The organism is Gluconacetobacter sacchari, from assembly GCF_014174255.1.
Classification (GTDB): domain Bacteria; phylum Pseudomonadota; class Alphaproteobacteria; order Acetobacterales; family Acetobacteraceae; genus Gluconacetobacter; species Gluconacetobacter sacchari.
On sequence record NZ_JABEQJ010000004.1, the window covers coordinates 129,851 to 142,100 of the forward strand.

9 protein-coding genes and 1 pseudogene are annotated in these 12,250 nt (G+C 67.0%); 3 read left to right on the forward strand and 7 right to left on the reverse strand.

What is annotated here, in order from left to right; genetic code table 11:
• Nucleotides 1–65 precede the first annotated feature (65 nt).
• Both HLH48_RS04845 and HLH48_RS04850 read right to left on the reverse strand, forming a co-directional pair.
• On the reverse strand, nucleotides 66–1,379 hold the full coding sequence (locus HLH48_RS04845) for a multidrug effflux MFS transporter (RefSeq protein ID WP_182996367.1): 1,314 nt from the start codon (nucleotides 1,377–1,379) through the stop codon (nucleotides 66–68).
• A gap of 178 nt (nucleotides 1,380–1,557) precedes the next feature.
• Entirely contained in the window at nucleotides 1,558–2,274 is a 717-nt protein-coding gene (locus tag HLH48_RS04850; RefSeq protein ID WP_182996368.1) for a TVP38/TMEM64 family protein, read from the reverse strand.
• A 116-nt stretch (nucleotides 2,275–2,390) separates the two neighbouring features.
• Here HLH48_RS04850 and HLH48_RS04855 point away from each other — a divergent pair, with 116 nt between their 5' ends.
• Nucleotides 2,391–3,491, forward strand: coding sequence for a COX15/CtaA family protein (locus HLH48_RS04855; protein WP_182996369.1), 1,101 nt, complete (start codon nucleotides 2,391–2,393; stop codon nucleotides 3,489–3,491).
• A gap of 82 nt (nucleotides 3,492–3,573) precedes the next feature.
• Here HLH48_RS04855 and treF read toward each other — a convergent pair whose 3' ends face one another.
• On the reverse strand, nucleotides 3,574–5,409 hold the full coding sequence (treF, locus tag HLH48_RS04860) for an alpha,alpha-trehalase TreF (RefSeq protein WP_182996429.1): 1,836 nt from the start codon (nucleotides 5,407–5,409) through the stop codon (nucleotides 3,574–3,576).
• 229 nt (nucleotides 5,410–5,638) lie between these two features.
• Here treF and tldD point away from each other — a divergent pair, with 229 nt between their 5' ends.
• Together tldD and HLH48_RS04870 are read left to right on the forward strand one after the other, a co-directional pair.
• On the forward strand, nucleotides 5,639–7,099 hold the full coding sequence (gene tldD, locus HLH48_RS04865; RefSeq protein ID WP_182996370.1) for a metalloprotease TldD: 1,461 nt from the start codon (nucleotides 5,639–5,641) through the stop codon (nucleotides 7,097–7,099).
• A 14-nt stretch (nucleotides 7,100–7,113) separates the two neighbouring features.
• Entirely contained in the window at nucleotides 7,114–7,755 is a 642-nt protein-coding gene (locus HLH48_RS04870) for a hypothetical protein (protein ID WP_182996371.1), read from the forward strand.
• Nucleotides 7,756–7,813: 58 nt separating this feature from the next.
• On the opposite strand, the gene HLH48_RS04875 is transcribed toward HLH48_RS04870, so the two are convergent.
• The 4 genes and pseudogenes from HLH48_RS04875 to HLH48_RS04885 all read right to left on the reverse strand — a co-directional run bounded on the left by HLH48_RS04875 (nucleotide 7,814) and on the right by HLH48_RS04885 (nucleotide 12,170).
• Nucleotides 7,814–10,240 (reverse strand): TonB-dependent receptor, encoded by a 2,427-nt coding sequence (locus HLH48_RS04875; protein ID WP_182996372.1) that lies wholly within the window; start codon nucleotides 10,238–10,240, stop codon nucleotides 7,814–7,816.
• A 464-nt stretch (nucleotides 10,241–10,704) separates the two neighbouring features.
• Nucleotides 10,705–10,887, reverse strand: a pseudogene (locus HLH48_RS04880) (hypothetical protein); the annotation flags it as partial.
• Complete coding sequence (locus HLH48_RS23740; RefSeq protein ID WP_373320310.1) at nucleotides 10,869–11,102, reverse strand: hypothetical protein; 234 nt, start codon at nucleotides 11,100–11,102, stop codon at nucleotides 10,869–10,871. The pseudogene HLH48_RS04880 and the gene HLH48_RS23740, both read right to left, overlap by 19 nt.
• A 12-nt stretch (nucleotides 11,103–11,114) precedes the next feature.
• Complete coding sequence (locus HLH48_RS04885; protein ID WP_373320311.1) at nucleotides 11,115–12,170, reverse strand: TonB-dependent receptor plug domain-containing protein; 1,056 nt, start codon at nucleotides 12,168–12,170, stop codon at nucleotides 11,115–11,117.
• Nucleotides 12,171–12,250: the final 80 nt, after the last annotated feature.

Below are 12,250 nucleotides of genomic sequence, written 5' to 3' on the forward strand. Positions count from 1 at the left end.
GGGTCGGAACCGTCGCGCCTGTAGCTAGCCGCCGCCACCGTCGCCCGCAAGCCCGGCGGGCGACCTCAATGGATGGCCGGCGGGGCGGCCGGCGCCGCGTCGTCCGCCTCCCCCGCCGGGCGCGCGGGCCGCAGCAGGACCATCAGCAGCATGATGACGGCGCCCAGCAGCATCACGCCGGCCATCGGCACGGGCGTGGTCCGCGGCAGCATGCCGACCAGGGCCCCGGCGATCGCCCCCAGCACATATTGCAGCGTGCCGATGAAGGCCGAGGCGCTGCCGGCCAGGCGCGGATGGTCGGCCATCGCCCCCACGGTGGCGTTCGGCCCGATGATGCCGGTCGTGCCCAGGGCGACCATCATCGCCAGGACCAGCGGCACCAATTCCAGCCCGTGCGGCATCTTGCCGCCATGGATGGCGAACGCCATGACGACCGACACCACCAGCATCCCCACCGTGCCCAGCACGGCGGTGCTCACCGACAGGCCGAGAATGCGCCCGGCATCGATCCGCCCCACCAGCACGCCGTTCAACTGCGACGCCCCGATCATGCAGGCGGCGAAGACGCCGAACAGCATGCCGAATCCCGCCGGCGTGAAGCCGAACAGATGGATGAAGACCGACGGCGCGGCCGACAGATAGGTAAACGACATGAACGCGCCGAATCCGGCGATCATGGCATTGGTGATGAACCCCCGGTCCCGCGCCAGCATCCCATAGCGGCTGGCCAGCGCGAGGGGCGGCATGATGCTGCGCTCGCGCTCCGGCAGGGTCTCGGGCAGCACCCGCGCCACCAGGACGGTACAGATCAGCCCATAGGCCGCCGAGGCCCAGAAGATCGACCGCCAGCTGGTAAAGGACAGCACGAAGCCGCCCAACGTCGGCGCCAGCACCGGCACCACCCCCATGACCAGCACCAGCCGCGACATCATGCGCGCCGCCTCGTTGCCGTAGGAGATATCGCGCACGCAGGCGCTGGGGATCACCAGGCTGGCCGACGCCCCCAGCGACGCCAGCAGGCGAAAGCTGGAAAAGGTCCAGATATCGGCCGCCATGGCGCAGCCGACCGAGGCCAGCGTATAGACCAGCGTGCCCAGCAGCATGGGCATGCGCCGCCCGAACCGGTCGGACAGCGGCCCCATCGTGATCTGCCCGACCGCGAGGCCGACGAACCAGATCGCCAGGGTCATTTCCGCCGAGCCCGCGGGCGCGCGCAGGGACGCTTCCAGCGCCGGAAAGGCGGGAAGATAGATATCCGTCGATACCGGCCCCACCGCGGTCAGAAACCCCAGCAGGATAGCGATCCAGTTCATGGACCGGGAGGCGAAGGCGGTGGCAGGGGCATCGTCGGATCTCACGGCTATCGCGGATGGCGCCATCGGCGGCACTCCATTAGAGATCGTCGGGACCTAGTATCTCAGCGCGTCCCCGATTTTCATCATATAAATACTGTAAGGCTGCATTTCGTCGGACGCGGTGCATACGCGCAACAACACCCGGCGGCGCAACCCGCCGCGACCGATCAGAGCGGCGGAACAGGGCCGCAAGATGGCGCGCTCACGGCGTATCGGAGGCATGGCCAGTGACATCACCGGTTCCATCGCCCCGCCGCGCCATGCGCCGCGCCAGCCACAGGCCCAGCGCGCCCGACCCCGCGAACAGCAGCGCCGCCAGCGCCACCTGCCAACCATGGCCGATCCGCGCCCCGCCCCCCAGCAGGACGAACACGACCGTCTGCGGCAGGCTGCCCAGCAGCGTCGCCAGCATGAACGGCGCGAATCCCGCCCCCGACACCCCGGCCAGCAGGTTCAGCATCAGGGCCGAGCCCACGGGCAGCAGGCGCATGGTCAGGATCGCGGTGAAAGGATGCGCGGTCACGACGCCGTCCAGCCGGGCCAGCCGCCCGGCCAGGCGCCGCCGGACGCCCGCCCGCCCCACGCTCCGCGCCCAGCCGAATCCGCAGGCCGCCCCCGTCAGCGTCGCCAGGCTGGCAAGGACGGTGCCCTCCCCCGCGCCATAGGCCACCCCGGCGGCGAAACAGACCAGTTGGCGCGGCAGCCCCACGGCGCACATCGCCGAGCCGGCCAGCAGAAAGACCACCCGCCCCCCCACGCCGCCGCGCAGCAGCGCGGTATCGCCCAGCACGCCGCGCAGGCCGGGCGCATGGCGCAGGGCCAGCCCCACCGCCACACACGCCGCCACCATCAGCGCCGGCCGCGCCAGCGCCGCCGGCCCGCCGGCACGGGCGGGCAGGACGGCCTCGCGGTCCGTCATGCCGGGCGCGGCTCCGCGCGGGAAAGGAGGCACGGCGTCAGGTCCCAGGGGCACCACATGGGCCCTGCACTAGCATCGGCTTGCGACCGGCGGCAAGGCGGGTCTAAATCGAGCGCATGTCCGCACGCACCCTCCCGCAATTCGCCGCCCGCCGCGACACGGCCTCGTCCATTGCCCTCCGCGACCGGCGGCGCGTCTCGACCTGGCTGTTCGTCCTCTGCTTCATGCTGCTCGGCATGATCGCGCTGGGCGGCTATACCCGCCTGACGGGCTCCGGCCTGTCGATCATGGACTGGCGTCCGGTGACGGGCATCATCCCGCCGCTGTCCCACGCGGAATGGGAGCGCCAGTTCGCGCTCTACCGCACCATCCCGCAATACAGGATCCTGCATGACGGGTTCGGGCTCGCCGGCTTCCAGCAGATCTTCTGGGCGGAATGGACGCACCGGTTCTGGGGCCGCCTGATCGGACTGGTGCTCCTGGTGCCGCTGATCTGGTTCGCCATGACGGGCGCCCTCACACGCGGCCTGACCGCGCGGCTGCTGCTGCTCTTCGTGGCGGGCGGCCTGCAAGGCGCGATCGGCTGGTTCATGGTCGCCTCGGGCTTCGACGCCAACAGCACGGCGGTCGAGCCGGTACGCCTGGTGCTGCACCTGGCCTGCGCCCTCGCGCTCTACGTCGCCATCCTGTGGACGGCGCTGTCGGTCCGCGCGCCCGCCGCCCCCTTCATTCCCGCGACGGTCGCGGTGGTGCGGACCAGGCGGCTGGTCTGGGCGTCCACCCTCCTGATCGGCCTCACCATCATCGCCGGCGGCTTCACCGCCGGCACGCACGCGGGCTTCGCCTACAACACCTTCCCGCTGATGGAAGGGCATCTGGTCCCGCAGGGCTATGCCAAACTCTCGCCCTTCTGGCTCAACTGGGTCGCCAACATCCCCGCCGTCCAGTTCGATCACCGGCTGCTGGCCACCGTGACCGCGCTGGTGATCGGCGCCACGCTCCTGTCCGGCCTGCGCACGCCCCAACTGGGCAAGCCGGTGCAGGACGTGCTGATGCTGCTGGGCTGGGCGGTGCTGATCCAGTACGCCCTGGGCGTCACCACCCTGCTGCTGGTCGTGCCCGCCTGGGCCGGCACCGTGCATCAGACCTGGGCCGCCATCCTGCTGACCGTCGCCATCGTGGCATTGCACCGTCTACGCGGCGTCGGCCGCACCTGAGAGGCCGGGCGGAAACGCGCGCTGGTGGCACGCCGCCGCGCGCCACTCTCGCCGCCCAGCCTCTCCCACGCCCCGGTCCACTTCAGTCACGCGCGGCGGGCGCGGCTGGCGCGGTGTCGGACGACACGACATTGGGCGGCGGCGCATTGGGCACCGGAACCGAGGGCGGCACGGCGGCCGGGTAGCGGTTCATCAGGTCCAGCAGCGTGCCGTTGGTCCAGCCAAACCCGATCTGCATCGGATATTCGCCCCCGCCGGCCCCACCCAGCGGACTGATCGCCGGGTTCACCACGTCGTATTTCTCCAGCAGCACGCCCGATTTCCGATAGGTCGTGACCACCCGCGTCATCCATCGCGCCGCGATCTCGCGCGCCAGATCGTCCTGGCCGTAGCGGGCCAGCCCCATGACCGCCATCCATTCCTCCGGGGCCCAGCCGTTCGGCGCGTCCCATTGCTGCCCCGTCGCCTGCTCGGTCGTGACCAGCCCGCCCGCCCGCAACAGCCGGGCGCGGACGGTGGCGGCCACCATGCGCGCCTGGTCGGGCGTCGCGGCCTCCAGGAACAGCGGCACCAGCGTCGCCGTCGACAGCACCGGCGAGGGCGCCCGCTTCGTCCAGTCATAGTCGAGGAACGCGCCCTGCGCCGGGTCCCACAGCACCCGGCGGATGGCGGCGATCCGCTCCGTCGCCAGTTGCGCGTAATGCCGCGCCTGGTCCGCGTCGCCCCGCACCGCGCAGGCATGGGCCAGCGTCTGGAGCAGATGCGCGATCAGGCTGTTCAGGTCGACCGGCAGCAGGTCGGTGGTATGGATCGTGGTCAGCGTATGCCCGTCCGCCAGCCAGCGCGATGAATAATCCCACCCGCTCTCCGCCCCGGCGCGCAGGTTGCGATAGATCTCGGCCGCCGGTCGGTCCGACGCGGCGGCGGTGGCGATATCCTGCGGATAGCTCTCGTCGCGCGGCGTGTCCCGGTCGTCCCAGTACCGGTTCATCACCGTCCCGTCCGCCAGGCGCACGACATGGCGATGCGCCGCGCCGGGGGCCACGCCCTCGGCCCCCTCCATCCAGTAAGCGTATTCGCGCTGCAATTCCGGCAGATAGGTCACATAGGTCTGCGGCCCGTCATGCCGCGCCAGCAGGTCGACCATCAGCGCGAAGAACGGCGGCTCCGACCGGCTGAGATAATAGGTCCGGCTGCCGTTGGGCATGTGCCCATAGCCGTCGATCAGCGACGCGATGTCCCGGACCGTGCCGCGCAGCATGTCGAACCGGCCGCTTTCCGCCAGCCCGATCAGGGTGAAGTAGGAATCCCAGTAATAAAGCTCGCGAAACCGCCCGCCGGGCACGACATAGGGCTCGGGCAGCGGCAGCAGCGACGAGAAGGGCGGCGGCCGGTCCGGCGGCCGGCCCAGCACGTCCCACATGCCGTCGATATAATCGCGCACCCCTTCGTCCTGATGCCGGCGATAGGACACCATCCGCTGCTGCGGCACCGAGAAATGCTGCGCCACGAAGCTGGTCAGGTCGAACCCCGGCTGCCCCCTCTCCCGTTCATACGCCGCCAGCAGGTCGCCGGGCGCCCGGTCGGGCACGGCATCGGCCGCCGTCTTGGCATCGGCGAAGATGTGGGCGGCCGAGATGGCGGCAAACAGCCCGTCCAGCGCGACCGAAGGCGGCAGCGGATCGGCGGCGGGGGCCGGCGTCGATGCAACGACGGGCGCACGTGCGGGCGCGGGCGCGGGTGCGGGTGCGGGTGCGGGTGCGGGTGCGGGTACCGATGCGGCGACCGGCACGGTCTCCGCCACCGCCGGCGGCATGCCGGGCAGCGCCAGCCACGCGGCCAGCAGCATGGTCCCGCGCGACATCATGCGGCGAGGCGGACGGGGCACGGCGGCGCGGCGCACCGGGGAACAAACCATCACCAGACGGGAAATCCTCGTTCGATCAGGACCTTGGCAGGGCAGAATGCCCCGTCGAGGCCAAAGGTGCATGAAAAAACGACCCGCATGGCCTGAAGTTCATCCCCCGGACGGGCGACGGCGCCACTGGTCAAGCGTGCGCTTTCGTCCCACATCGGATTACGATTACGAATCCCGGCAGAGCATCCCGCATCCTGCCCGCCCGCGCACCGTCCGGAGTCCGCCTTTCATGACCCTCACCGACCCGATCCTGAATCCGCTGACGGCGACCGACCGGCTGTTCTTCGACCGCCCGGGCGCCACGCTCGACCGCTCGGGGACCGAGGCGCTGATCCGCCGCACGCTGGAGGGCATGGACGACGGCGAGCTGTTCCTGGAATATCGCGAGAGCGAATTCATCTCGCTGGATGACGGCGTGATCCGCTCCGCGACCTTCGACACCTCCTCCGGCTTCGGCCTGCGCGCGATCCTGGGCGAGGAAACCGGCTTCGCCCATTCCGACGAACTCAGCGAATCGGCCCTCAAACGCGCCGCCGACACGGTGACCCAGGTGCGCGCCGGCCGCTCCGGCACCATGGCGGCGGCCCCGCAGGCCACCAACCAGCGCCTGTATGGCGACGCCAATCCCCTGGGCGATACCGATTTCGCCTCCCGCGCCGCCCTGCTGTCGGCGCTGGACAGCTACGCCCGGGGCCGCGATGCCCGCGTGGTGCAGGTCTCGGCCTCGCTGGCGGCGGAATGGCAGGCGGTGCAGATCGTGCGCGGCGACGGCACCCGCGTCGCCGACCTGCGCCCGCTGGTGCGGCTGAACGTGTCGGTGGTGGTGGAACGCGACGGCCGGCGCGAAAGCGGCGGCCACGGGCTGGGCGGCCGCTACGCCTATACCCGCCTGCTGGACGAGGCTGTCTGGAAGGGCGCGGTGGACGAGGCCCTGCGGATGGCCCTGGTCAATCTCGACGCCGCCCCCGCCCCAGCCGGCGAGATGGAAGTGGTATTGGGCGCCGGCTGGCCGGGCATCCTGCTGCACGAGGCCGTGGGCCATGGGCTGGAGGGCGATTTCAACCGCAAGGGCACCTCCGCCTTCGCCGGGCTGATGGGCCGGCGTGTCGCCGCCCCCGGCGTGACGGTGGTCGATGACGGCACCCTGCCCGAGCGGCGCGGCAGCCTGACGGTCGATGACGAGGGCACGCCCTCCGGCCGCACCGTGCTGATCGAGGACGGCATCCTGACCGGCTACCTGCAAGACCGGATGAACGCGCGGCTGATGGGCGCGCGCCCCACCGGCAACGGGCGGCGCCAGTCCTACGCCCATGCGCCGCTGCCGCGCATGACCAACACCATCATGCTGGGCGGCACCGCCACCACCGAGGAGATGATCCGCTCCACCCGGCGCGGCCTCTACGCCGTCAATTTCGGCGGCGGCCAGGTGGACATCACCTCCGGCAAGTTCGTCTTCGCGGCCTCGGAAGCCTATCTGATCGAGGACGGCCGCGTGACCACCCCGGTGCGCGGCGCCACCCTCATCGGCAACGGCGCCGACGCGATGACGAAAGTGTCGATGATCGGCGGCGACATGGCGCTTGACCCCGGCATCGGCACCTGCGGTAAAAGCGGACAGGGCGTGCCGGTCGGCGTCGGCCAGCCGACCCTGAAGATGACCGGCCTGACGGTCGGCGGCACGGGAAAATAAAGGGCGATATCATCATGGCGCAGGACGAGCAGGATGACGCGATGCCCTATCCCTCGTCCTTCGCCCGGACCAACGCCCGGCTGACCGCCGCGCTCGATCGCGGCGCCATGGTCCTGACCGCGCCACTGCGTCGGCTCGGGGTGGATTTCACCGTCGATCCCCAGCCCCGGCCGCCGCGTCTGGCACCGAAACTGTGGATACCGCTGACGCTCTGCACGCTCACGACCGGCATGGCCGCATGGCAGGTGCTGGGCCGCTACCACGGCTGGGCGATGGCCACGATCTGGTTTCCCTTCCTCATCTCGCTTTTATCGCTCAGCGATGTCCGGTCGCGCCATCCGATCCTGCGCAAACCGGCCGAGGAACGCACGGAAGCCGAACGCCGCATCGTCGGGCAATGCTGGATGGCCATGGCCGTCACCATCGCGCTACTCGCCTCCATCGGCCTGGCGCTGACCGCGTTCCATGTGGCGATGGCCCCCGCCCCTGTCGACGGGCTCGACCTCGCCCGGCGGATCATCATGGGCCTGTTCTTCACGGAATGTCTGGCCTTCATGATGCCCGTCATCGTCCTGTCCTGGCACGATCACCGGCCCGACGATGCTTTTCCGCGCCTCGCCGACATGAAAAAGCCTTTCAGCGAATCCATTCGCTGAAAGGCTTTTTGCAGAGTTCCGATTTCCCTGAACGGCGCCCCGAAGGGCGCCGCATGGATCAGAAGCCGGTCGAGACCGTCACGACGGCCGTGAAGGGCGTCTGGAGGTAATAGACAGGCTGCGCACCGGCAATGGTACTGCCTCTCACGCCCGTCACCCCATTGAGCGTGTTCTGGAACGTGTAGACACCGCTGCGGAACTTCGCATTGGTCAGGTTGGTCATGTTGAGCTGGATCTGCGGCGACTTCAGGAACCCGAGGCTGCCGAAACGATAGCCGATATTGACGGCATCGGTGATGTAGTTCGGGATCGAACTGTCGTTCATCAGCGTGGCGTACTGCTTGCCGACATATTTGATCTGCGCGCCGATGAACAGGCGCCCGTCGTCATAATCCAGGCCGAGGGCCGCCATCACTTTCGGGCTGTTGATCTGGTTCTTGCCCTTGGTCGGCAGGTAATCGGCGATGGTGACGCCATTGCGAACGCCCGTCGTCCCGATATTGTTGTCGATCCGCGCGCTCAGATACTCGAACGAGGCATAGGGGCGCAGATGATACAGGATCGGACGCGTCGACACCTGCACGTCGACGCCGCGCGAGGTCTGGCCACCGGCATTGACGGTCTGGCTGTAGCTGGCCCCACCCGCCGAATCATACTGGGTCAGCGTCAGCAGGCGGTTGGTCATGTTGTAGTTGAAGAAGGACACGCTGCCGATGACCGTATCGCCATTATAGCGATAGCCGATTTCCTCGGAGATCGAATATTGCGGCACCGAAGCCCCGCCGCGCTGAGTACGCGCCGCCGAGGTATTGGAGTAATAATCGACCAGCGAGGTGTTCGAAGGCACCTTGAAGTTGGTCGCGCCATCCACGAAAATCTGATGGTGGCGGTTGAAGTTCCACGCAATGCCGATCTGCGGCAGCGGCTCGGCCACATGCAGGTTGCGGTTATAGGTGCCGCCGGGACCGGCCACGTAATTATAGACCCGCCGCGTCATCATGGCTTCCTTGAAGCCCAGGTCGATATGCAGCTTGCGGTCAAAATAATCCATGCTGTCGCCGATGAACAGCATGTTGACCTGCGACAGGCTCAGGAAGTCGCGATAATTATAGGGCTGGCCGTTCGGCATTTTGACCAGGGCATTGGTACCCCAGATATTGTACGGCTCGCCGGTTGCCTGATCGACCCTGCCGACGGGCGAATATTGCAGCAGGTTGGCATATTCGTACCACCAGCCGGCCGTCAGGTGATGATGGCTGCCGAGCTGGTAATTGACCTTGATCGTATTGCCGGGGCGGAACTGCTCCTGGTTCGACGGCGTCAGCGCCAGATAGCTGGCGCCGTTCGTCACCCGCCCGTCCCCGGTCAGGTCAACCGGCACATACTGGCCACCGTAATAGGTCTTGCCTTCGGTCAGGGTGCTGGCCCCCGTGCCGTTGCCGATACCATGCCAGAAATAGGCCGAATCGTCGATCGAAAGACGCGAGTTGATGACGATATGGGTCGGCAGGATGGCCACGACATTGCGGAACGGATTGACGTGCAGCCGGTAGTAGTTGGTATCCTTGATGCCGCCGTAATTGGCATCGTAGTTCGTGCTGTAGCCGGTGGTGCGATATTGCGACAGGCTGGGGTTCAGGAACGAATCATTGACCTGGTCGTTGTAGGAAACGGTCAGCCCGGTATGGCTTCCATTCTCGAAATCCTTCACGAGCTTGAAGTCGTAATGGAATTTCTCCGACAGGCCGGGGCCGCGATAATTGTTGGCCTTGGTATGGCTGAAGGCGAACATGAACCGCACGCCGCTATTGCCGATATCGCCTGAATTCAGCTTCAGGAACTGGCGCGTCATGTCGAACGAACCGAACGAGATATCGAGCAGGCCACCCATCTTGTGCGAAGGATTGCTCATCGTCGCCGCGACCAGGCCGCCGGCACCGCTGACGATCGGGCTGTCGAGATTGACCGAACCGGGCAGCAGCGAAACCGTCTCCAGATCCTCGGCCTCCAGCACCTCGTTCGAATAGAACTGCCCGCCGCCGATATCGTTCAGCGGCATGCCGTCCAGCGTCCAGCCGATATTCGTCTGGTCCAGGCCGCGGATCATCGTCGATCCGGAGTACAGGCCGAAGGAATCCTGATCCATCACGTTGGCGCTGGGCAGCATCTTCAGGATCTGCTGGATGTTCGTGGTCGGCGACTGCTTCGAGATGAAGTCGCGCGTGATGGTCTGAATCGCCTTGGGGGCCGTCTCGACCCGCATCAGGCCCGCGCCGGGCGACCGGGTCAGCGCGGTGCGACCGGTCACGTTCACGACTTCCGGCTTCGGTTCCTCCTGGGCCGGGGCGGCCTTGGCAGTAGGCGTCGGCGCCGTGGCCGTGGCGCCGGGGGCGACGCTGGCCGTCTGGGCGCGCGCTGCCGTACCGGTCAGGCCGGCAATGGCGGTGCTGGCAAGAAGAACACTCAGGCGAAGGCGTATGACCATGTATAGACGGCCTTTTTCTTGTCAGAGGGGCAGAAAACATCAACACGCCCCGAATGCATCGACATCGCACAATCATTTCGGGGAAACCGACCACTCGGACAAGTTCGTATCAGCAACCAGCTTTCACAGGCAACCGCCATTGTCATAACCGATAGCCTTCACCATCATAACTGATGACCTTCACCGGAATCTGTTGCAAAATTGCATCGTTTTGGCCGGTTGAAAGCTGGATGCACATGGTTTTCCCGACCCCGGCGCGTCGTGGCCGTGACCATATATGATCGCGCTGCGGCCCAGGCCTCCCACGATCGGCGGCGTCACGACGGGCCGCGCGCGCACGTTCCATGCATACCGTCTGCAACACGATATATTTCGACATTTCTTGGACGATACAATCCATGATACGATGCGCAAACCGGGCAAACCCGCCGCGCCGTCCCCTTGCCCCGGGGGGCAAGGACCGCTCAGGGACCCTTCAGAGGGCCGCCATGAACTTCCGGCCAGCGCCGGGCGATCTCCACGCTGACCGTGGCCGGACGATAGGCATCCTTCGGGGCGAAGAAAATATTGTCCACATAGGTCTGCGGATTGCGGTCGTAGAGCGGGAACCAGATCGACTGGATCTGGATCATGATCCGGTGCTCCGGCGCATGGCGGCGTGCGCCATCTGCAAGGCCATCGGCACGCCCGAGACCATACCGTCGGCCAGCAGCGCCGGCACGCCATAGCTGGGCGAGGTCACGAAATTATTGGTCCCGCCATGGATGGCGCTGCTGATATCGCCATAGGCGACGATATCCGAGGCGACATTCCTGAACAGATCGAAATGGCCCGTGACCGCCGAGAGATAGGTGCGCTGCACCTGTGACGCGTCTCAGGCATAATCGCCGATCTCGTCATTGGACAGGATACCCTGGTACCCCGGCGGAACGTCGCTGGTATATTGCGCATAATAGGCCCACAGCTTGGCCTTTTCGTAATCCGGCTTCAGATAGGTCGTGTAGCGGCCCATCCTTTCCCACATGTTCTTCGTCAGGGTCAGGTAATTTCCCTGCGTGAAATTGCCGTAGCCGAAGAAGGCGGTTATCCTGCCCCGGTCGCCGACCGGCTGCACGACCTTGGCATCGGCCTGCAATTCGCTCTGGTAGCCCTGGCCTTTCCACATATTCGTATCGGTGCGGGCGAAGGAAGCATAGAATTTGGTGCCGGTGGGGTTCAACAGGCCGCTGTCCACCCGCCCATAGGTGCGATAGGCATTGTAGCTGCCGAATGTCTGGCTGATCTTGCCGCCGGGCCTGTCCTTGGGGTCGGAACTCGTATAGGTCATCGCGCCGCCGAGATTCTGCGCCGAGAACGAATCCAGCGCGCCGGCCCCCTGCGACATCGTCATGCCCGCCAGATCGTCCTGGATCATCGCCTGGGTGATCGACACGCCATTGTAATTGGCGAATCCCTGGGTGCCGAGCGGTATGCCGTCCAGCGTCGCGCCGATCTGCATCTGGGTAAAGCCACGCACATAGAACGTATTGCCGTACGTATCGAGGCCGAAGGCATCGGTCGAGGCGAAATTGGCCCCCGGCGTGGTCATCGAGAGGACCTGCATCGGATTCGTGCCGGAAACGAATCGATCCATCACCACGCGCGTGACGGCAACCTCGGCCCCATGGCTGCGGACACGCGACGCCTCGACCCGGATCGCTTCCGGGTCCTCATGGGCGGGCGCGGCAGGGCGGGGATGCTGCCCGGCGACAGGCCGTGCCGCCGCGCCCGGATGCGGTTTCCTCGTGTGCTCATGCGCGGGCGTCGCGATCTCGGCGGCTTCCGCCGAGGAAACGGCCGAAGCCACCACCGCAAGGCCCGCGATCGCCGTCGTGCGCAGCAACCCGGCCCTGATACGCGGACCCCGCGTCGACCACCGCCGAACAGTCATTTCGTTTTCTCCTGCCGCATGCATCCATACCGACACGGCACGCCTCCGGCCCGATCAGACCGCCCGGAACCGGACAAGCC